The sequence below is a fragment of the Dactylosporangium fulvum genome (assembly GCF_025137375.1).
Taxonomy (GTDB): Bacteria; Actinomycetota; Actinomycetes; order Mycobacteriales; family Micromonosporaceae; genus Dactylosporangium; species Dactylosporangium fulvum.
On sequence record NZ_CP073720.1, the window covers coordinates 7585208 to 7606027 of the forward strand.

Here is a 20820-nt window from a genome sequence, read left to right on the forward strand (position 1 = left end):
CGTCGCCGCGTTCCTAGCGTCGGTGTCATGATGACACCGCAGCAACGCCGGGCCGTTCGTGTCGTCGTCGGCCTGCTCGTCGCCGGTCTCGCGCTCGGCATGGCCTTCGCGGCGCTGACCCTGATCTTCCGCGGCAACGTCCTGGCGTACCAACAAAACCGCCACCCGCACGCCGACCCGGCCGCGCTCGCCCGGACCCTGTGGACGCGGCCGATCCCGATCCTCATCGTCGCCGGGCTGTACGTGTGGGTGGCCCGCCAGCTGCTGGCCGGCGCGCACCGCGCCTACCGCCGGGTCCGCATCGTGTCGGTCCTGGGTTTTGTCGCCGTGGGCTGGCTGTTCGTGTCGGCCGAGGACCCGGCGTGGCTGCGCGTCGTACAGGGCGTCCAGCTCGCCGTCCTCGCCGCGCGGTCAGCTGAACCGGGCGCGTCCGGATGCGCCGCCACCGCCCAGCACCTCGGATCCCGGCAAGGGCCCGTCATGTCGATGTCCGCGGTCCGGGCCTCGGCTGACGCCCGGACACGACGGCGCGGCGGAGGCTCACGCCCGCCGCGCCGTCGCGGGTGGTCAATGCGCCGACCGGGTCAGATGCCGCCGAGCACCCCCGGCGGTATCCGATCAGGCCAGCGTCTGCGCGAACGCGAGAAGCTGCTTCTCGACGAGGTCGAGTGCGCGCATGCTCCGCTCGGATCGGGCGAAGATGACCGCACCTTCGGTTGATGCTTCGAGCATCCATGCGAGATCCGCAGCTTTGGTTTTCTCGACTCCGGCGTCAACGAACAGCTCGGTCAGGTCGGCGACCCACACCTCGAAGACCTTTCGCGCAGCGGCGCGCAGTTCCTCGGTTTCGGCACTGACCGTGACTCCTGCGGCGGCACAACCGGCCGCGTAGTCACTCTTCTGCAAGACGCCCCGCCACAGGTTGACGAATCCGGTGATGACGCCCCCCACGTCCGACCCGCGCATCGCGTGCAAAGGAGCGCGGGCGTCGGTTGCCATGTATTCCATGGCGGCCATAACCATCTCGTCCTTGCCACCGGGGAAGTGGTAATACACCGACCCGCGCGGCGCGCCACTCCGCTCCAGGACGTCAGCGATGGCCGTTCCCTGGATTCCCCGCTCGGCAATGAGCCGCAGCGCGCTGTGCGCCATGCGGCTCCGGACGTCGCTCGCCAACAGTCCACCTTCTTCCCCGAGTGCCAGTCGAACTCTATGCTACTCTGCATAGAGTATGCCGAACGTCATACAGAATCACTGTCCCTTGGGAGGCCGTCCGATGCCGATGATCGACGTGTACGCAGCGGAGGGGACGTTCCTCGACACCGCGCAGCTCGCCAAGGACCTCGCCGCCGCCGTCATGGAGGCCGAGGGCGTTCCGAACATCCCGATGTTCCGCAAGAACACCGCCGCTTTCGTGCACGAGCTGCCGGCCTCGGCGCTGGCGAACGTTGACGGCGACAGCACGTACGTCCGGGTGCAGGTGCTGACGAACGCCGGCGCTCTCGACCGCGACAAGCAGATCACTGTCGTCGCCAAACTCACCGAGCTCGTCGCGGCGTCTGCTGGCGACCCGTCTCTGACTGAGCGCACATGGGTGCTCCTCACTGAAGCGCCTGAGGGCGGCTGGGGCCTATGGGGTCACGCCCACCTCAACGAAGAACTCGTCGCGGCCGCCCGCGCTGAGATCGCCAAGCTCCAGCAGTTCTGATCCCTCCCAACCACCAACAGATAGAGATCCGACATGGGTTCCGCGCCGCTTTCCATCGACGTCTTCGTCTACCCGATGGCCCCGTACAACAGCCCCGACAATCTCGGCGAGGGCGAAGTTGCGACCTGGGCACCGATGAGCTGCACCCTGATCTCCGGCCCAACTGAGGGCATCCTCATCGACGCCATGCTGACCTTCACTCACGCGAACGCGATCGCCGAGTGGGCCAAGCAATTCGGCAAGAGGATCACCGGCATCTACATCACCCACGGGCACTCGGACCACTGGCTCGGCCTCGGCCCGCTCCTCGAGCACTTCCCCGAGGCGAAGGGTTATGCGGCGCCGGAGGTCGCTGGTCGCGCGGCGTGGGAGGCCGAGATGAACAAGACGACGAACTACTGGACGAAGCGTTTCCCGGGCGAACTCCCCGAGCCGGCGGTCGTTCCCGAGGCATACGCGAGCGACGAGATCCTGGTCGACGGCCAAGTCGTCAACATCATCCACGTCGGGCAGGGCGACGTCGAGGGTTCGACGGTCTTCCACGTCCCGTCGGCCGACGTGGTGGTCTGTGGCGACGTCGTCTACAACAACGTCCACATGATGCAGTTCGAGGCCGACGACGCAAAGCGTGAGGCGTGGATCGCCAGCATCGACGCGGTCGCCGCCCTGAACCCGAAGATCGTGGTCGCCGGTCACAAGAGCGTTGACGCACCCGACCTGCCGAAGCACCTCGCCGCGAGCCAGCAGTACCTCCGCGACTTCACCACAGTCGCGAACCGCGGTGGCACCGTCGAGGACCTCGTCCACGGCATGCTCGAACTGCACGGCGAGCGCGACCAGCAGCACACCCTGTGGATCTCCGCCCGAGCGGAAGTCGCGCGCCGAGCGTGAAGGAAAGCGATCGGGCAGTTTCGCACAACGGCTTGAGCGTCCGGCCGCTGACCGCGGCGGACCGGCAAAGCTTGGCGGAACTGCCCCGGTCGCCTTTCATCTCAAAGGCGCCATTTCACGCTTCAATGCAGCAGTCAGCCACCCCAGCGAGCCGCTCCTCGCACCATCGACATTCTCGGAAAGTTCACGGCGCCTTCAAAGCCCTGGCAAGACTGGCGTCCACGAACCTTCGCCGGGTCCGTCGAGTCACGCGTCCGGCGACGACCCGGCACTCGGCGGCGTCCACCGCCTTGCCATTCGGGCGCTCGCGTCGGACCCCGGACGACCACGTCGCCACCCCACTGCCGGGCGGGCCGGCGGGGCCGTAGTCGGTAGTCCCCGGTCCGGCGGGTCAGGCGCTGGTCAGGTCGCGGGAGGCGGCGATGACGGCGCTGGTCTGGCTGGCGTCGAGGCTGATCGGTGTCGGGTGGCTGAAGTCTCCGGTCTTTCGCCAATAGGAGCTCGTGGGCCAGTCCTGGCGACTGGTGGCGTTGATGGCGTTGTGGGCGGCCTTGTCGATGGAGTCGAAAATCAGCGGTCCGAGGACGACGGCGGTGGCACGCATCCAGCGCGGCTGCATGCGGAAAATGTCGGTCCGGGCGCTGCCGGCGTTGACAACGCCGGCAAGCAGGCCGGGTTCGGTGGCGGCGAGGTGGGCCGCGTAGTGATGGTTCGCGATCTGGATCGGCTTACGCATCCCGGTGAAGCTGAACGGGGTGTACTGCGGGAAGTCGGCCATGTCGATCCGGGTCGACAGGGGTACATGAGCGGTCATCATGACCACGCGCGGGTGTTCGGCGTGACGCAGGGCGGGCAGCAGGAGCTGGGTGAGGTGGTAACGGCTGAGGTAGTTGACCGTGAAAAACGGGTGCAGGCCGTCGGCGGTGCGCAGATCCTCAAACGTCATGACACCGGTGGTGTGCAGGATCGCGTCGTAGCGCTCGTGCGTGCTCAGGAGTTCTCGGGCGGCCCGGCGGACGCCGTCGTGGGTGGACAGGTCCGCCTGCACGAACGAGGCCCGTTCGCGCGTCGCGCCGAAGGAGGCCAGGGCGGACTCGCCCTTACGCGGATCACGGCCGAGGATGACGACGTGGTGCCCCTGCCGCAGGAGGCTTCGGGCGGACTCGAGCCCGATGCCGCTGTTGCCACCGCTGACGATGATGTTCTGCATGATGTGGTCCTTGATCTGGGTGGGCGGGGAAGGCCGGCGAGGATTCGCGCGGGATGTTCAGCGGCAGTAGGGCCGAACCGGCCCCAGGCGAGCACGGCCGCCATCACTAAAAGCTTGTAGTTAAGCTAGCAGCACTTCACTACAAGCTACAAGTCACAACCACCTGGCATGACTACAAGCTTGTAGCTATGCTGGGGTCATGGACGACACCGAGGCACCTCGCTGGCTCGACGAGGAGCAGCAGCGGATCTGGTATCTGTTCGCCTACGCGCTGATCAGGCTGCCCGCGACGCTGGATACGCAGATGCAGCGCGACGCCGGCATCAGCCAGTTCGAGTACATGGTGCTGTCCTCGCTGTCCATGGCACCTGATCGCACCTACCGGATGAGCGTGCTGGCCGGCTACACCGCCAGCACCCTGGCCCGGCTCGGCAACGTCGTCACCCGCCTGGAACGCCAGGGCTGGGTGCGCCGCACGCCCGATCCGACCGACGGCCGCTACACCCTCGCCACCCTCACCGACGAGGGCTGGGACAAGGTGGTCGCTGCCGCCCCCGCGCACGTCGCCGAGGTCCAGCGGACCATCTTCGACCCGCTCACCAAATCTCAGCAGCGCCAGCTCGGTGTCATCGCCGAGCGCCTCCTCAAGGCCGCCGACCCGGACGGGCCCCTGAACTACGCCTTCGACCGGTAACCACCGACTCCCGTACGCGCTTCTTCCCGCGCCCTGACAGCAGGTGTCAGGCGTCTCGTCACTATGCCCGAAGGGGTTTCGCCCATGCCCACCATCGCCATCGTCGGGGCCGGTCCCGGCCTCGGACTGTCGCTCGCCAAGGTCTTCGGCGGTCACGGCTTCCAGGTCGCCCTCGTCTCGCGCAGCAAGGACAAGCTCGACGCGCTGGTCGCCGAACTCGCCACCGCGGGAGTCACCGCTGCGGGCTTCCCCGCCGACACCGCCGACCAGGCGGCCCTGGCCGGTGCACTCGAGCAGGCCGCCGCGCACTTCGGCGGGATCGACGTCCTGGAGTTCTCCCCCTACGCGGGCCTCAACCAGGTCTTCCCGTGCGAGGTCACCGTCGACAACCTGCGCCCGGAGATCGAGCACCTGCTCTACGGTGCCGTCACCGCCACCCAGACCGTGCTGCCCGGCATGCTCGCCGCCGGCGCCGGCACGCTGCTGTTCACCACCGGCGGCGGCGCGATCAGCCCGTACCCGATGCTGGCCACCACCAACGCCGCGCAGTCCGCCCTACGCAACTGGGCCCACAACCTGCACAACACCCTCGCCGACCAGGGCATCTACGCCGGCACTGTCGCCATCAACCTCTTCATCGGCGCGACCGCGCCGGCCCCGGGCATCCCGTACGCCGACCCCGACGACATCGCCCAGGCCTACTGGGCACTGCACATCGAACGTGACAAGCCCGAGCACATCATCGCCGGCTGACTACACACCCACCTGCGAACCACCGGAACGCCTCCCGCATGACCGACTTCATCACCGCCGACAGCCGCCGCACCTTGACCCAGTGGAGAGGGGCCGGTAGGAACCGATGACGCGGTTGCGCCGGAACACCTTGAAGACCGCCGGCCCTCACCCCTGACGGCCTCCAGACTCTCTATCATCGCCAGAGCCGTGCAGGGTACGACGGCCGCCTCCCGGGCACGCCGTGGCACACCGGCGAGGAAGACGAGCAGGCCGTAAACCGCGGGCAGGCCCAGACCCGTGACGATCAGCGGCACCCTCTCGATGACAATGCCGACGACAAAGCGGCCAGCGACGTCCCGATCACGCTGCCGTCAGGAATCCTCGGGCGAGGTCGACGGGAGCCTGGTGCGTGGGTAGCGTGCCCGTAGTGATCGTCATACGGGCGAATGTGCCGGTCCCGGGTGACGGCCGACAGACCTCCGGCGTGTTTCGCCGTTGACGGGAACGGCCCTGGACGGGCTTCGATGGAGGCGTTGGGAGATCATGGGGGATGACCTCCACATAGGACCCAGACCCTGACCCCTGAAGATCGGTAAGTTACCGGTATTGCTGCTTGCCCTCGCCCTCCCGCAGGTGCATCGAGATCGACTGGACCTCCGTCATGCCGAGGAGCGTCTCGCGCACCCCGAGACGACCCGTTCCGCTGTCCGAGCCCGGCCATCCGCCGAAAGGCATGTGCAGCTCCCAGAAGTTGCTGGTGTCATTCAGCACCACCTGCCCGTTCTTCAGGCGTTCGGCGAGCCGAATGGCCCGCGGGTAGGACTCGCTGAAGATTGCTGACGACAGCCCGAACCTGCTCATGGCCGCAGTCGCCAGGATGTCGGCGTCACCGTCGACCCGGATGACCGCCGCCAGCGGGCCGAATGTCTCCTCGATGTTGGCCCGCGCCTGTCGCGGCACCTCGGCGAGCACGGCCGGCGACCTGAACAGGAGCGTGGCAGCCTCGGGAACGGGTCCGCCGCCGAAGACCAGGGTTGCACCACCGGCGAGCGACTCGTCGATGTGGGCCTGCGTCCGGTCGTACACGTCACGGGTGTGACAGGGCCCCATGGTAGTGCCAGCCGCCAGGGGCGGCCCCACGACAACCCGCGCGGCCTCCGCTGCGAGCGCGGCGACGAAGTCGTCGTAGACGCTGCTCTCGCACAGGATCCGTCCGGCGGCGGCGCACGACTGCCCTCCGTTCGCGAAGGCGGCCGCGGCAGACTGCTGCGCTGCCAGGGTGATGTCCGCCTCTCGTAGGACGATGACCGGACCGTTCCCACCCAGTTCCAGGATCTTCCGCTTGTCGTACGCGGTGCGTGCGATTTCGGCGCCGACGGTGCTCGAACCGGTGAAGCCGATGCCGATCGCCTGCCGGTGGGCGACCATCGTGCGGCCCAACTCGGGTAGGCGTCCCGTCAGGAGGTTGACAATGCCCGGCGGTATCTCCGCCGCCTCGATGCACCGTGCGAGCAGAACCGCGATCCCCGCCGTCGTGGGAGCCGGCTTCCAGACCACCGTGTTCCCGGAGGCGATTGCCGGTCCCAGATACTCGACCGGGATGTTCAGCGGGAAGTTCCAGGGCGTGATGATGGCGTAGACCCCGCACGGGCGGCGATGGGTAAAGACTCGCTTGCGGGTGTCGTGCGTCGGAATCATTTCGCCACGGAGCGCCCGCGCCTCCTGAGCCGCGAGTCGGAAACCCTCCACCGCGGAGCCGGCCTCGCCGAGCGCCTCGGCCAGCGGCTTGCCCTGCTCGATGGAGATCGCGCGTGCGACCGGTTCCAGCCGCGCCTCGAGCTGGTCGGCGATACGCTCGCACCACTCGGCGCGCTCGTAGGGCGAGGCGCCCTCGTGTCGCTCAAATGCCGCCTGGGCGGCGGCGAATGCGTTGTTCACATCGGCATCGACAGCCTCGGCGAGATCCCAGAGCACCTCGCCGGTCGCCGGGCTCGTCACGGTGAACCGGTCCGTCCCGAACGACGGCCGCCACTTGCCGCCGATGAAGAGGTCCGCGACCTCCGTAACCGCGTTGCTCACTCTCGTATGCCTCCCGTCTCGATTCCTCGTCGCCGTTGTCATCGGGTTCGTGCGTTGACGGGCAGACGTTCGACGTCGCCGCCGTCGATCAGCAGGAAGTGGGAGTAGAGATAGGTCGCCGGGCAGCAGTGGTTGCTGACGATCTGGATCTGGTCACCGAGCCGGGGCGGTTCGACATGGTCGGGTGTTGACCACACCAGGACGGATGCCTCCTCAGTGACCCGCTCGATGACGAGCCCGGGATACCCGAGGACGGTCCCGTAGCCGACGGTGAGACGGTTCATGATCTCCTTCGGAAGCGCCTTCGAACCGGCGTCGATGACGATCCGCCCGTCAGCGGGGGCGCTCATCACCGTCGCACAGATCGTCTGGGCACAGTCGGCGAGCGTGGCGGCGCCCAACGCGACCTGGGTGGCGTCGTTGAAGATGTACGTCCCAGGACGGATCTCGGTGATGCCCGGAATCGCCGCGACCGTCGCCGCGCTCGGCGTGGAGCCGACGCTGACCACCGGCACTTCCAGGCCCGCCGTCCGGAGCATCTCGGCGGTGAGCAGGACCAGTTCGGTCTCGGCGCGACTCACCCTCGCGACGTCACGGGCGTCCTCGACCGTATAGGAACGCCCGTTGAAGGCCATCAGTCCGGCGAAGGTCGCGTGTGGATAGCGCTGCGCATTGAGCAGCTCCGCGGCAGTGGCCTCGCCCGCGCCGGAACCGAATCGCGCGAAGCCGGCGTCCACCTCCCAGTAGTAACGGACCGGACGGCCGGCGGCGCGACCGACGTCGTCGATCGCCGCAACCACGTCGACGCTGTCCGCGCTGACGACGACGTCCGCCTCACGGACCAGCGAGGCAAGGACCCTCTGACGCGCCGCACCGACCGGCGGGCATGCGATGAACACGTCGCGGTGACCGGCACCGACGAAGTACTCGGCCTCCTGATAGGTCGCGACGGTAAGCCCTTGGGCGCCGGCGTCGCGCTGCCAGCCGGCCAGAACCTCCGACCTGTGTGTCTTGGCGTGTGGCCGCAGGCTGACGCCGTGCTCTTTGGCTAGGGACGCGTAGGTGGCGACGTTGCGTCGGGCGATGTCCGCATGGACGATCAGCGCAGGGGTCGCGATCTCACTGCTCACGCGTCCCAGCGATTCGATCTGAGGTGGCTGCCCGGATGTTGTCATGTCCGCGGGGCTAGGCATCGAAGCTCCTTTTCAGTGTGCGGTCACGGCCGGCGGACCAGGACGTCACCGGCGAGCGCCGCGGAGGGCGTCTGCCGCTCGACAGTGACCGCACCGTTGACGATCACCATCTCGATGCCGTCCGCGAGCAGGTCAGGCTCGTCGTGGGTGGCCCGATCGCGGACGGTCGCCGGGTCGAACAGCACCAGGTCCGCGCAGCCGCCGACCTGGATCGTGCCGCGATCGAGCAGACCGAAGCGCTGGGCGGGCAGGGAGGTCATCCTGCGGATCACATCGACGAGGTCGAGCGATCCCTCAGGTCGGACATACCGCCCCAGCACCCGCGGGAATGTGCCGAACATGCGCGGATGCGTCCGGCCGCGCGGGTTGGGAAGACCGTCGGAACCGATCATGGCGAGGGGGCTCGCGAGTGCGGCGGCGACCGTGTCCGGGGACATCATCTCGATCACGGCGGTCACCGAGTCGTCCCGTTCGGCGATCAGGGCGACGGCCTGCTCCTGCGTGGTTCCCCACTCCTCGGCCAGATCGGCGAGATATCGGCCCTCCAGCTCCCGCAGGTCAGGGGCCGAGATGACGCGCACCGCCCGTGGGTAGGTGGCTGAACTCGTCGCGGCACGCAACGCCGGCTCCAGCGCTGTCGATCCCGATGTGTAGGGATAGACGTCGAAGGTCACCGAGACGCCGGCCTCGGCGGCGGCGTGGATGTCGTCGAGCGCGCTGCGCATCCGGTCGATCCCGTCCAGCCCGGTCGCCTTCAGGTGACTGACGTGGACCTGGCATCCGGTGCTGCGCCCCAGCGCGAGGACTTCGGAGATGCTTTCGAGCACCCTGGCTCCCTCGTCACGGATGTGCGAGGCGTAGACAGCGCCCTGGGCGGCAAGAATCTCACATAGCCGCTGCAGTTCCCGGGTCTGCGCGTAGCGACCCGGGTGGTACACCAACCCCGTCGACATGCCGACCGCACCGGCTTCCAGCGCCGCCGTGAGCAGGTCGCACATGGCGTCGATCTCCGCCTCATCGGCCGCACGGGCCGCATCGCCCATCGCAGCGAGCCGCAGCGCACCGTGCGGGACGAGTCCTGCGCGGTTCAGGGCACTGGGTGACTCATGCAGGAGCCGCAGATAGTCTCCATACCCGGTAGGCTGCTGCGCGATCGCGTAACCCAGTACCGCTGCGAGTTCGCCGGCGAGTTGTCGGCCGAGCGCCGCACTGTGCGGTGCGAGACCGATCCCGCAGTTGCCGAGAACAACAGTGGTAACGCCCTGGCTCGTCTTGCAGAGCATCGTCGGATCAGTCAACACGGCGGCGTCGTCGTGCGCGTGCACGTCGATGAAGCCAGGAGCCAGGACGCGCCCACCTCCGTCGACCACGCGGAGGCCGGCGTCACCGGTCGCCGGTGACGAGGCGTCGCCCGGCTCTGCGACCGCGGCGATGCGCCCGTCGACTACCAGGACGTCGCGTCGCCGGGCGGGCGTGCCCAGTCCGTCCACCACGTCGACATTGGTGATGAACAGCCCCGCAGCCGAGTCGTGTGAACCGCGTGTGCTCACCAGGCGGTCCAGCCACCGTCGACGCGCAGTTCGGTGCCCGTCACGAAGCTCGCCGCGTCCGAGAGGAGGAAGAGCGTCGCTTCGGCTATCTCCTCGGGTCTGCCGAACCGCCCAATCGGGGTCTGTGCGGACAGTGCCCGCACCGTGGCCTCGTCCAGGGGCGCCCGGTCGTCAATGGCGATCATGCCAGGGGACAGGGTGTTGGCCCGGATGCCCATCGGCGCAGCCGCGATCGCGAGCTCGCGGGACACCTGCAGCAGCGCGCCCTTCGACGCCGAATACGCGATGGCCCGAACCGGTCCCTGGTCCGTCTCCGCCGGATAGGCGGTGTAGTAGGCGTTGTTCAGCCCCACCGAGGAGTAGACCGATCCGATGTTGACGATCGCCCCTCCGCCGCCGTCGCGCATGATCGGCATCAGCGCGAAGGAGAGGAAAGCCGTCGCTTCCACGTTCAGGGCAAAGGTCTGACGCCAGCGCTCGAGATCCTGTGCGAACAGGCCGGCGGCGTACGAGCCACCCGCGTTGTTCACGAGGGCCGAGAGACGCAGGTCGCTGGCGCGGACCGCCTGCTCGATCACCTCCCGGCCGCCGACGGTCGTGACGTCGGCGGGCACCACGATGGCCTCACCGCCGACGTCCGCGATCAGGCGCGCCGTGTCGGCCAGCCGCTCGGCTCGGCGCCCCGACAGCAAGCAGGTGTAGTCGGCGCGGGCCAGCCGTCGGGCGATCGCCCGTCCGATGCCGGAGCCGGCGCCGGTGATGACGGCGAGTTGCCGGCTGCTCATGCGGACCCCTGTGACGTCGTCGGGTCGACCGGATCACTCGGCGAGACGCCCTTGGGGGTGTCGGCGAAGCGGCGGAGCACGTTCTCAGTGACCCGGGATACGGAGTTGTCGTAGCCGTGGGCGGACAGGCAGGCCCGCCAGCAGATGGCGCCGGCTGCGAACACGGCTCCGCCTGCGGGGTACTCGAGGTAGGCCATGTCCGAGCGTGCGAAGCGATGCGGTCTTCCCGGGACCTGCGGGTCGGCGGTCGATGCACCGTCGCGGCCCTGGACGTACCAGAGCTGGTCGTCGAACAGCGACTTGTGCGACTGGTTGAACCGGTTCGAGGAAGCGAGGACGAGCGTCGTCGCCGGTGACCCGAGCTCCGTGTCGACCCGGTCGAACTCGTACCCGGCGGCACCCCACCTGACCTGCAGCGACGGCACGTCGCCGATGAGCTCGTCCGCACCCAGGCCGGCGAACACGAACTGGACGCGAGGATCGTACGAGTCGGGCATGCGCTGGTAGGGCGAACCACGGTCGAAGCCCGCACCGGCGGTTCCCATGCCGACCAGCGCGTGGGGTCCGCGGCCGCGATTGCGCCAGATCCCGCCCTGCTCGCCGGTTGTGCTGTGGTGGCGTTCCGCGGGGGGCGATTCGAACGGCCAGCTGGTGCCCCAACGACGCACCTCGACGGCGTGCGGCCGGTGCGGGTCCACGGAGACGATGCCGTAGAAACTGTTGCCACCGAGGTACATGAGCCTGCCGCCCCGCTCGAGGTAGGCGGATAGGCCGTCCATCATGGCCGCCGTCCAGTACTCGTGCTGCGAGCTGGAGATCACCACGTTGTACGGCTCAAGCAGCGCGGCGCCTTCGGAGTGGAGGTCATGGTCGGTGAGGTAGTCGACCTGGATGCCCAGTTGCTCGAGCCAGTCGACCAGGTAGAGGTCGGCCCCCAGCCGGACCGGGACACCCATCGTGCGGTACCGGAACTTGGGCCGCAGGTTCAGAATCGGCTTCAGCAGGCTCGCATAGCAGACGCCCGACCCGTCGGCGTGGACGTCGTACGGACCGTAGAGCGAGTTCTCGTCGATGTATTCGTAGACGTCGCGGAACAGCGACGGGTCGGCGAGGGGGTGCGTCAGCGCGTTACCGACGAATCCGCTGTCCTCCCGCCACACGCCCTTGCCGAGGTCGGTGAAGTTCTCATAGACGAGGTAGGACATCGTCGACATGAGCACGGCGATCCGGCTGCGGGTCACGCCGGATGCGGGGCGCACCACGAACGGGATGTGGTCCTCGTCGTCCCCCGCCCGGAGCCAGGCGGCGTAAACGCCGCTGGGCAGGTCCGCCGGCACGGTGAACTCGAAGTCCACGGCCCAACCGGCGTCGTCGAGGTCGTCCCGGTGGAAGTGGACAGCGCCGTACTCCGCGGGAGCCAGACGGAAGTCGGTCTCCCGGCCGGTGTGGTTGTACCCGGCAACCGCCCGGGTCGGCATGTTGACCAGGTGCCCATGCCGGCCGTGCCGGGACACGTCGGACATGAGGTCGGTGTTCACGTCCCGGCTCAGGTCCCATGCTGCCACGACGTCGGGGTCGGCGATGGCCGCGTCCGGCTCGGCCACAAGCTGCTCGACGTCGTCGGCTACGACACCGCGGCCAAGCAGGCGTGGCCGGTCCAAGCGGCCATCCAGGTGGCGCACGGTCGCTCCGCTGCCGTCCACGGTCGCGGCGAGCAGCAGAGGCGCATCCGTGCGGAGCTCGCCGCCGCCGAGGGCAAGCACACGGTAGGGAACGAGCACCTCGCCCGGAAGCTGCCGGACCGGACGGCACCACGCCGCGATCTGCCCCTCGGCGACGCTCAGTCCCACGTGGTACCACTGCCACCGGGACAGCGGCGGGCCGATCCTGTGGCGCTGGGCAACCCCGCCCTGGCCGAGTACCACCTCGAAGCAGCCCTCGTCGTCGAGCGCGATGGCCCATCCCGGTCCGCCCTCGTACGGCGTCCCCCGGCTGGCGATGACCTGCTCCCCCACCGCCGGATTCGTCGGCTGGAGGAAGGTGGCGAAGGTGAACCCAGGTCGGTCGGCGGACGTCGCGGGTAGCTCGACCCGTGCGTACGAGCCGGTGCGGATCGACTCGAGCTTGCCCGGTCGGCGCCCGTCGATGGACGACGGGACCACCTCCTGGCGGAAGCCCGGTCCGGCGGGGTTCGTGTCCCCGTGGATCAAACGGACCAGCCGGACCTCGTAGTCGTTGTGGTCGCAGCTGACCATGAACTTGACAGTGTCCCCGGGACCGGCGTTGAGACGGTCGCTGTAGCCGAGCAGACGGAGCACGCGGCAGCCCTCAGCTCTGGGCGCGCGCGACGGCAGCTTCGAACGCCTCGACGAATCCTCGGGCGCCCTCCGCGGTCCGCGACGGGTGGATCGACAGGCGTATGAAAGGTCTGCCCCGCAGTACCCCATAGCTGTGTCCCCAGCCGGCCTTCAGCAGGTTCTCGTGCACGCGCTCGAGGTCGATCGAGGACGAGACGAAGCCGACGACGGAGATGAACTTCGGCGCGGCCAACGACATCCCGGGAATGGCGGTGACCCCGTCGACGATGGTGTCGCGCAGCGCCAGCACGTGTCGAGTCGACTGCAGGTATCCCTCCCATCCGAGATTGCGCAGCGCGGCCCACGCCGCCGCCGCCCGGCTTCCCGGCTTCGTGGAGGAGGTGGTGTGGATGAGGGTCCGCTCGGTCGGGATCGCCTCGAACAGTTCGGCGTCCCGCGCGAGGAAGAACCCTGTCGAGATCGGGAGGAGCCCCAGCTTGTGCCCGTCCGTCGAGATGGAGCTGACGCCGGGCAGCGAGAGGTCGAACGGCGGGACGTCGTAGCCGAGCTCCCGCATGAACGGGAGGATGAAACCGCCGAACGCGGCGTCGACGTGGAAATAGAGCCCCTTGCGCCAGGCGAGGTCGGCGAAGGCCTCGACCGGTTCCATCGTGCCGAAGCTGCCTGCGGGCGCAGAGCAGGCCAGTCCGACCGTCCTGGGCGTGATGGCGCGTTCGACGTCGGCGATGTCCGGCTGGAGGGTGTGGTCGTCGACATCGACCTCCACCAGGTGAATGCCCATGAGCTCGGCGCCCAGCCGGAAGCTGAAGTGGATGGTGACCGGGACGATGAACTCCGGCGCGTCGCGCTTGCCGTTATTCCTGGCCAGACGCAGGGCGGCGAGGTTCGACTCGGTGCCACCGGTCGTGATGAAACCTGGCGCGTCGGGCTTGCCCAGCAGGCCGGCCATCATGCCGACGGCCTCGCGCTCCATGGAGAGCGTCCCCGTTTCGGAGTCGGCCCATTCCACGAAAAACTCACCGACCGCGAGTTCCTCGACCTTGCGCGTGATCGCAGCCGGCATACCCGAGTAGCTGATCGCGAAGTTGCGGTCGTGGCCGTAGTCGTTGCGCCCGAACCGGTCCTTGACTTCGGCGAGTACCTCCGCCTCGGCGATGCCCCGGGTGGGCAGCGCCGCGATCGCTACGGGCGGGACGTCGATGTGGCTGGCGGGTAAGTCGAACTCGGCTGCAACCATGCCTCAGACTCTACGAGCGGCGCCGTCCGCCATGCGTGGGCAACCGCACACTGTTCGACGAAGAGACGACTGCACGCGCATGTGTGGGAGCTGGCAGGTGTTCGGCGGGCTTCACGCGCTACGGGGCGGCGCCGTCGAACGTCGGTAGGAACTCCCCCGGATGGGTCTCCTGCAGCCAGGCCAGCGCGGTGACGACCTTCGCCATGTCGGCCGGGGACGCCAGCGACCGTCCGATGAGCGTCTCGATCCGATCCAAGCGCTTGCGGACCGTGTTGCGGTGCAGGAACTTCCGTGTCGCGATCTCCCCGATCGACCCGTCGAACTGCACATAGGCCGAAAGCGTGTCGAGCAATTGGCGCCTTACGTCGGCGGGCAGCTCGATGACCGGACCCAGCACCTCGGAGACGAAGGCACTCGAGACGACCGGGTCCGAGTGCATCAACACGCTCAGCCACCGGTCCGACAGGTAGAGCACCCCGGCTGATTCCGCCGGCCGCGACTCGGTGACCACGCGTGCCAGGTGCAGACCTCGGCGCAGCTCGCCGAGGTCTCCCCGCACCTCGGCGACGCCGAACCGCCCACGATCAAGGCCGGACAGCAGCTCGCGGATCTCGGCCGGCTTGAACGCCGAGGCGTCCAGGACACCGCTGATCGCCTCGAGGGGCCCTCCGACGAAGCCGCCGGCGCGGCGCTGCGCGAGCCGGGATACCAGTCGCCGCAGTGCCAGCCCCTCGTCCTCGGGCAAGCTACCGGTCAATACGATGAAGGTGCCGTCCTGCGGCAGGCCGAGGATCCGCCCGCACCGCATCTGCACCGCAGTCGCGCCGGCCCCACGCTCGAGCAGTTCCATGAACGCCCGCTCGCGCGCGTCGGCCCGGCCGTCGATGTTCTCGCGCTGCCGCTCGCGATACGAGTCGGCGACCTCCTCGGCGATCGACTCGACGACGCTCCAGACCTGCATGCAACCGTCGAGCAACGCCTCGCTGTCGGTCAGCTGCTCGTCTCTCGCCTGCTGGACGATGGCCGGCCAGAGCACACTGAAGTCGAGACGGAACGCGTGCTGGACCGCCGCGAGCGGGATCTCCTGGTCAGCGCGCAGCCTGCCGATGTCCACCGCCGCCGTCGCCGCGGACCCCGGCGCCGGGACGCCGGCGAGCCGCGCCAGCGAGAGCGTGAGTGTGCTCCGAGTGGCGCGGCTGACCTCGCCGATGACGACTCCGGCCGCCGCGTACGCCGGTTCTACCTCGAAGATCCGCCGGGTCGAGACTTCCTGAAGCCGGTCCACGGCGCCGTCCTCGAGCAGCCGACGGGCCACCCGGGAGATCACCGCATCTGGTGATTCGCTCGCCGTGCGCTCAGACTCCAACACGCCGACATTCTACGTTGGTTGCTTTTTGCGCCGACTTCCGATTGCTGAGATCTGCCGAGCGCTATGGGGCCGGCCGGTCACCAGTCCTCGGTCAGGATCGAGTCGAGGGTGTCGACCAGGATCTGGACGTGGCTCGGGTCGAAGATCAGCGGCGGCTTGATCTTCAGGATGTTCCCGAACCGGCCGTTCGGGTAGATGAGGACGCCCTCCTCCCGCATGCGCTGGCTGATGTAGAGCGCCTCGGCATCGGCCGGCTCCTTGGTCGTACGGTTCCGGACCAGCTCGATTCCCGCGTACATGCCTTCGCCCCGGACGTCTCCGATCAGGGCGTGGCGGTCTGCCAAACCGCGCAGTCCGGACAGCAGGTATGCACCCGTCGACGCCGCGCGCTCGACGAGTCCGTCGCGTTCGATGACATCAAGCACCGCCAGGCCCGCCGCGCAGCAGACGGGGTTGCCGGCGAAGGTGTTGAAGTACCGAATACCCCGGTCGAACTCGTCGGCGATCTCCCTGGTCGTGGCGACCGCCGCCAGCGGCATGCCGTTGCCGAGCGGCTTTCCGAGCGTGACGATGTCGGGAACGGCCCCGTGCGCCTCGAAACCCCACATCGTCCCGAGCCGTCCGATACCGATCTGGACTTCGTCCGAGACGCAAAGCCCACCAGCCGCTCGCACGGCCTCGAAGGCCGATGCGAGGTAGCCCGGCGGCAACGTGATCTGCCCGCCGGAGCCGATCAGAGCCTCCGTGAACAAGGCGGCGGGAGCACGGCCCTCGGCGCTCAGCCGTCGTGCGACGTCGGCGACGTCGGCGGCGTACTTCTGGGCCGCGAGCGGGTCGTCGTATCCGTACGGCCCGCGATAACGGTTGGGCTGCACAACGACGTGCGTGGTGTCCGGTCGCCCGCCGCCGCCCGGACTGTCGTACCGATCAGGGCTGATCTCCAGTACCGCGGTGGTGTTGCCGTGATAGGCACCGTCGACGACCATGACGTTCGTCCGACCGGTGACCTGCCGTGCCATCCGCAGTGCGAGGTCGTTCGCTTCGCTACCGGTGCAGGCGAAATACACCACGGCCAGCGGATCCGGCAGCAGGCTGGCCAGTCGCTCGGCGTATCGGCCGAACTGGGCATACACGAAGCGGCTGTTGGTGTTCAGGCGACGGACCTGACGGGAGACCGCGTCGGCGACGGTGGGGTCGGCATGGCCGATGTGCGTGACGTTGTTGATCGCGTCCAGGTACGCCAGGCCCTCCGTGTCACTCATCCAGACGCCCTGGCTGCTGACGACCGTCATCGGCTCGTCGAAGTAGTACCGCTGCGCTCGTCCGGTGTACTGCTCGCGGACGGCGACCGCGTGACGCAGAGCGGGATCGTCGGCCACGACCCGAGCGGCGAGCTGCGCCGGCGCCGGGCTCAACGCCGCCCACACCTTCCGCAGCCAGGGTTGCACCCGGGCAGGAACGCGCGGGACGAGGTCCTCTTCGGCCAGGACGGTGAGACGACACGACGCGCGGCCGGTGTCCTCATCCCTGCTGTCACCGACGACCTTTCCGACGGGGCTGTTGTCGCCGATCCGGGCACCCGCGACGACGACAGGGACGATGCCGCGCCACACGGACCAGTGCGTTGCCGTGCCGCCATCGTGGCGAATGGTGACCGTTCGCTCCTGACGGTCGGCACTCTCGACCAGGCCGCCGACCGGGGTGGTGAACTGAGTCCCGTCGGTGGGCTCGATCCGCATGCCGAGTTCGAGGGTGGCCGGTTGCGGGTCCGCCCGGTTCTGCACCGGCGTGCTCCCGGGTGCGGCCTCCAGGCACGGTGTGATGCCGGTGAGCCGTGCGCCGAAGGTGGCCGCGACCTCCGTACGGACGGCGACGCCCCGCGGCCACGGGTCGAGGCCGGCCGCCTCGCGGAACGTGGCCTCCGCGAGGGTGAACGGGATGTCACTGAGCATCGCCAGCAGGTCCCACGAGTGCCGCGACCGGGCACGCCCGTAGTCGCCCGTCTCGTCCGCCGAGGCGCGCCGGGTCCACGTCGTGGCGTTCACGCAGAGCCGGGCAGCCGCGAGCGGGAATATCACACCGATTTCGTCGGGATCCAGGTGCGTCGTGCGCGCGTATCCCCGGACGACCTCGGTGGCCGCGCGCAGCGGGTCACGGGTCCCCAGCATGGCATAGGCCACGGCCACGGAGAGTTCCGCGATCCGTGCGGTGTACATCGCGTCGCCGACGTCCACCACCGCGCTCACCTGGTGGCACCCGTTCGCGTCCCGGGCGACCAGGATGTTGAAGTCGTTCAGGTCGTTGTGTACCACCGACTTCCGCAGCGACTGGATACGCTCCCGCAGTGCCGCGTAGCGGGTCATCACCCGGGTCACCAGGGCGACCCGGTCTGGATCGGCGACGTGATCCAGGCACGAGGCGACCGCCTCGTCGGCACGGGTCAGGTCCCAGTGGTGGGTCCTGCTGACCGGCGGTGGTGCCATGTCGGTGAGCGCCGTCACCAGCGTCGCCGCCGTCGTACCGATCCCCTGGAGCAGCCTCGGGGGTCGCCTGCTGAGCGAGCTGAGCAGGGTGCCGGGGAGCCAGGACAGAACCTGGATGTAATTGAGACGCCCCTCGCGACGGGCAACACCGAGCGTGTCGCCGTCCAGGGTGGACAGCGGTCGGGGTACGGCCACGCCGGTGACCGACTCCCCCAGATGCCGCAGCAGTTCCACGCGCCAGGTGATGTCCGCGAAATCCGCGGCGTCGCTGAGGACCTTGACGACGTACCGGGTGCCGTCGTCAGCCTCGGCCAGCAAGTTCTGGTCGATCTCGCCGCCGAGTTCCGAGATCTGTGCGACGGCGAGCCCGTAGCTCTCCTTGAGGACCTCGCGGAGCTGGGTCCGGGAGACCTCCGGTGCACCGGCGCTGATCCTCTGGAAGGCCGTTTCGACGAATGGCTCGGGTCGGGACCGAGGGATGTTCACGCATCTGCCTTTGAACGGAGTGTCAGGTCACGAATGGCGCGCGAGCCCATGGGTCGTTCGGGCCGTGCGGTCGCTCTGATCGTGAGGGCATATCCAACCCTGCCTGCGCGACGCCGCGCGGACCATGGGCACGCGCCCTCATTTCTGCGATGGCGCATGTGCACGTCGGACGCGGGCGTCCTGAACCGTCACCTCACGAGTCCTTGAGCTGCGACGAGGGACCGCGACGGCGCCGCCGGCTGCCGATCCGCTGCAACTCGGCGACGGCACGGGAGCGGGGATCGACGAGCACGCGGAGCCCGTCACCGGCGAGGCTCAGCGCGGCAACCGAGATCACGATCGCCACGCCCGGCGAGATCATGTGCCACGGCGCTATCTCGAACGACGACTTCGCGTCGGCGACCATGTTTCCCCACGTCGGCGTCGGTGGTGCGACGCCGAGACCGAGGAAGCCCAGTGCCGCGTCCGACAGCAGGGCCGAGGCGTAGACGAAGGTCGCCTGGACCACGATGGCGGGAAACGCGTTCGGGGCGACGTGGCGGAGCAGGATGTGCACGCCGCGGACGCCCGAGCCCTTGGCAGCCGTCACGTAGCCGGTTCTCGCGAGGACGATTGTCCGGCTACGGACGACGCGGGCGACGAGCGGCGTGTACACGGCCGTCAGGGCGATGAGGATGCCGACGGCATCGGGAACCTTGCTGTTGAGGCCGACGGCGAGGGCGATCGCCAGGATGATCACAGGGAACGCCTGGAGGGCGTCCACGATCCGCATCAGAATGCCGGCCGAGCGTCCGTAGAAGCCGGCGACCAGTCCGATGACCGATCCCAGCAGTACCGCCGAGACCGTCACGGCGGCCCCGAGGCCGAGCGAGACGCGTCCTGCCGACACGACCCGGCTCAGGACGTCACGGCCGTAGTCGTCGGTGCCCAACCAGTGTGCCCCGGACGGGGCCTGCAGTTTGTCCGGGAGATGCTGCAGGTTCGGCGGCTGGAGGAACAGCGGTCCGAAGGCCGACAGCAGGATGAGCAGGACGATCAGCCCGGTCGACAAGCACAATCCCGGGCTCTTGCGCCACCAGCCGGCGAGCTTGCGCGGCAACGGGCGTCCTCCGATCCGCGTCATCTGCCCGACCTCACTCTCGGGTCCAGGACCGCATACAGCAGGTCAACGGTCAGATTGACCAGGATCGTGATCACCACCGTGAACACGGTGATCCCCAGAACCAGGTTGTAGTCCCTCGACCCGATCGCGGAGCTCAGCAGGTATCCGAGACCTGGAATCGAGAAGATCGTCTCGAGGATGATCACGCCACCCAGCATGTGACCGAAGTTCGAGCCCAGCACCGTCAGCGTGGGCAGGAATCCGTTGGGCAGCAGGTGGCGATACATGACCTCGCGTTCGGCGGCGCCCTTGGCTCGTGCCGTCCGCGCGTAGGCGTTCAGCAGTTCGCCGGCCAGGGACTCTCGCAGGGTGAGCACAAGTAGGGGAACCTGGTACGCCAGAAGGACCACCAGGGGAAGGAACACGTGGTGCGCGAATGACCCGAAATCCTCGGTGGGATTGACGTAGCCACTCACGGGGAACGCATTGATCCTGACGGCGAAGACGAGGACGAGGACGAGCGCGAGCCAGAACCCGGGAACGGCGAGCAGTGCCGAACTGACGAAGAGCAGCAACCGCGACAGGAGCGAGTTGGGGTGCGACACCGTATGAACGGCGAGGGGGACGGCGAGAAGGACGCTCAGCACCATCGCGAGAGCTGCGATCAACAGGGTCGGGACCATGAAGTCCGCGATCGCACTGCCGACTCCCCTGGACTGGGAGAGTGAGAAGCCAAGGTCGCCGTGGAGCGCGTTCCACAGCCAGGAGCCGTACTGATCCCAGACCGGCCTGTCGAACCCCAGCTGACGGTTCAGCTGCTCGATGGACTCCAGCGGGGCATTGGTCCCGAGGATCGCAATGGCTGGACTTCCCGGAATGGCGTGCAGCAGGAAGAACATCGCGCTAGCCACGATGAATACGGTGATCACCATGTCTCGAACGCGGCGTAGGAGTACCACGATTTTCAGCCGATCTCCTCG

The 20820-nt window shown here is 68.3% G+C and carries 17 protein-coding genes; 5 read left to right on the top strand and 12 right to left on the bottom strand.

Annotated features, from left to right (window positions below; translation table 11 throughout):
• Nucleotides 1-27 precede the first annotated feature (27 nt).
• Complete coding sequence (locus Dfulv_RS34740) at nt 28-720, top strand: hypothetical protein (protein WP_259858051.1); 693 nt, start codon at nt 28-30, stop codon at nt 718-720.
• Here Dfulv_RS34740 and Dfulv_RS34745 read toward each other — a convergent pair.
• Nucleotides 619-1176, bottom strand: coding sequence for a TetR/AcrR family transcriptional regulator (locus Dfulv_RS34745; protein ID WP_259858052.1), 558 nt, complete (start codon nt 1174-1176; stop codon nt 619-621). The two genes, Dfulv_RS34740 and Dfulv_RS34745, sit on opposite strands and share 102 nt — an antisense overlap.
• A 100-nt stretch (nt 1177-1276) precedes the next feature.
• Between Dfulv_RS34745 and Dfulv_RS34750 the strand changes: the two genes are divergently transcribed.
• Together Dfulv_RS34750 and Dfulv_RS34755 are read left to right on the top strand one after the other, a co-directional pair.
• Nucleotides 1277-1708, top strand: a complete 432-nt coding sequence (locus Dfulv_RS34750; RefSeq protein ID WP_259858053.1) for a tautomerase family protein — start codon at nt 1277-1279, stop codon at nt 1706-1708.
• Nucleotides 1709-1741: 33 nt separating this feature from the next.
• Complete coding sequence (locus Dfulv_RS34755) at nt 1742-2599, top strand: MBL fold metallo-hydrolase (RefSeq protein ID WP_259858054.1); 858 nt, start codon at nt 1742-1744, stop codon at nt 2597-2599.
• A gap of 391 nt (nt 2600-2990) precedes the next feature.
• Here the strand turns inward: Dfulv_RS34755 and Dfulv_RS34760 are convergent, their stop codons facing one another.
• Nucleotides 2991-3809, bottom strand: coding sequence for an SDR family NAD(P)-dependent oxidoreductase (locus Dfulv_RS34760; protein ID WP_259858055.1), 819 nt, complete (start codon nt 3807-3809; stop codon nt 2991-2993).
• Nucleotides 3810-4008: 199 nt separating this feature from the next.
• Between Dfulv_RS34760 and Dfulv_RS34765 the strand changes: the two genes are divergently transcribed.
• Together Dfulv_RS34765 and Dfulv_RS34770 are read left to right on the top strand one after the other, a co-directional pair.
• Nucleotides 4009-4503: a MarR family winged helix-turn-helix transcriptional regulator gene (locus Dfulv_RS34765; protein ID WP_259858056.1), complete on the top strand. Its 495-nt coding sequence runs from the start codon at nt 4009-4011 to the stop codon at nt 4501-4503.
• An 84-nt stretch (nt 4504-4587) separates the two neighbouring features.
• Entirely contained in the window at nt 4588-5256 is a 669-nt protein-coding gene (locus tag Dfulv_RS34770) for an SDR family NAD(P)-dependent oxidoreductase (protein WP_259858057.1), read from the top strand.
• 579 nt (nt 5257-5835) lie between these two features.
• Here Dfulv_RS34770 and Dfulv_RS34775 read toward each other — a convergent pair.
• The 10 genes from Dfulv_RS34775 to Dfulv_RS34820 form a co-directional block, all read right to left on the bottom strand.
• Nucleotides 5836-7359, bottom strand: coding sequence for an aldehyde dehydrogenase family protein (locus Dfulv_RS34775; protein ID WP_259858058.1), 1524 nt, complete (start codon nt 7357-7359; stop codon nt 5836-5838).
• Nucleotides 7356-8447, bottom strand: a complete 1092-nt coding sequence (locus tag Dfulv_RS34780; RefSeq protein ID WP_259858059.1) for an alanine racemase — start codon at nt 8445-8447, stop codon at nt 7356-7358. Before Dfulv_RS34780 ends, Dfulv_RS34775 begins: the two co-directional genes overlap by 4 nt.
• Before the next feature lie 86 nt (nt 8448-8533).
• Nucleotides 8534-10060, bottom strand: a complete 1527-nt coding sequence (locus Dfulv_RS34785; protein ID WP_259858060.1) for an N-acyl-D-amino-acid deacylase family protein — start codon at nt 10058-10060, stop codon at nt 8534-8536.
• Complete coding sequence (locus tag Dfulv_RS34790; protein ID WP_259858061.1) at nt 10057-10845, bottom strand: SDR family NAD(P)-dependent oxidoreductase; 789 nt, start codon at nt 10843-10845, stop codon at nt 10057-10059. The genes Dfulv_RS34785 and Dfulv_RS34790 overlap by 4 nt, the downstream gene beginning before the upstream one ends.
• Complete coding sequence (locus Dfulv_RS34795) at nt 10842-13163, bottom strand: N,N-dimethylformamidase beta subunit family domain-containing protein (RefSeq protein ID WP_259858062.1); 2322 nt, start codon at nt 13161-13163, stop codon at nt 10842-10844. Before Dfulv_RS34795 ends, Dfulv_RS34790 begins: the two co-directional genes overlap by 4 nt.
• 10 nt (nt 13164-13173) lie before the next feature.
• On the bottom strand, nt 13174-14400 hold the full coding sequence (locus Dfulv_RS34800) for an aminotransferase class V-fold PLP-dependent enzyme (protein ID WP_259858063.1): 1227 nt from the start codon (nt 14398-14400) through the stop codon (nt 13174-13176).
• A 118-nt stretch (nt 14401-14518) separates the two neighbouring features.
• On the bottom strand, nt 14519-15769 hold the full coding sequence (locus Dfulv_RS34805; RefSeq protein WP_259858064.1) for a PucR family transcriptional regulator: 1251 nt from the start codon (nt 15767-15769) through the stop codon (nt 14519-14521).
• A gap of 77 nt (nt 15770-15846) precedes the next feature.
• Nucleotides 15847-18738, bottom strand: coding sequence for an aminotransferase class III-fold pyridoxal phosphate-dependent enzyme (locus tag Dfulv_RS34810; RefSeq protein ID WP_259858065.1), 2892 nt, complete (start codon nt 18736-18738; stop codon nt 15847-15849).
• A gap of 193 nt (nt 18739-18931) precedes the next feature.
• Complete coding sequence (locus Dfulv_RS34815) at nt 18932-19861, bottom strand: ABC transporter permease (RefSeq protein ID WP_259858066.1); 930 nt, start codon at nt 19859-19861, stop codon at nt 18932-18934.
• Complete coding sequence (locus Dfulv_RS34820) at nt 19858-20772, bottom strand: ABC transporter permease (protein WP_259858067.1); 915 nt, start codon at nt 20770-20772, stop codon at nt 19858-19860. Before Dfulv_RS34820 ends, Dfulv_RS34815 begins: the two co-directional genes overlap by 4 nt.
• Nucleotides 20773-20820 lie beyond the last annotated feature (48 nt).

What these genes read in the sequence shown, in the direction of transcription:
- Dfulv_RS34740 (WP_259858051.1), top strand. Translation starts at nt 28, where the DNA reads ATGATGACACCGCAGCAACGCCGGGCCGTTCGTGTCGTCGTCGGCCTG.
- Dfulv_RS34750 (WP_259858053.1), top strand. Translation starts at nt 1,277, where the DNA reads ATGCCGATGATCGACGTGTACGCAGCGGAGGGGACGTTCCTCGACACC.
- Dfulv_RS34755 (WP_259858054.1), top strand. Translation starts at nt 1,742, where the DNA reads ATGGGTTCCGCGCCGCTTTCCATCGACGTCTTCGTCTACCCGATGGCC.
- Dfulv_RS34760 (WP_259858055.1), bottom strand. Translation starts at nt 3,809, where the DNA reads ATGCAGAACATCATCGTCAGCGGTGGCAACAGCGGCATCGGGCTCGAG.
- Dfulv_RS34765 (WP_259858056.1), top strand. Translation starts at nt 4,009, where the DNA reads ATGGACGACACCGAGGCACCTCGCTGGCTCGACGAGGAGCAGCAGCGG.
- Dfulv_RS34770 (WP_259858057.1), top strand. Translation starts at nt 4,588, where the DNA reads ATGCCCACCATCGCCATCGTCGGGGCCGGTCCCGGCCTCGGACTGTCG.
- Dfulv_RS34775 (WP_259858058.1), bottom strand. Translation starts at nt 7,359, where the DNA reads ATGACAACGGCGACGAGGAATCGAGACGGGAGGCATACGAGAGTGAGC.
- Dfulv_RS34790 (WP_259858061.1), bottom strand. Translation starts at nt 10,845, where the DNA reads ATGAGCAGCCGGCAACTCGCCGTCATCACCGGCGCCGGCTCCGGCATC.
- Dfulv_RS34800 (WP_259858063.1), bottom strand. Translation starts at nt 14,400, where the DNA reads ATGGTTGCAGCCGAGTTCGACTTACCCGCCAGCCACATCGACGTCCCG.
- Dfulv_RS34815 (WP_259858066.1), bottom strand. Translation starts at nt 19,861, where the DNA reads ATGACGCGGATCGGAGGACGCCCGTTGCCGCGCAAGCTCGCCGGCTGG.
- Dfulv_RS34820 (WP_259858067.1), bottom strand. Translation starts at nt 20,772, where the DNA reads ATGGTGATCACCGTATTCATCGTGGCTAGCGCGATGTTCTTCCTGCTG.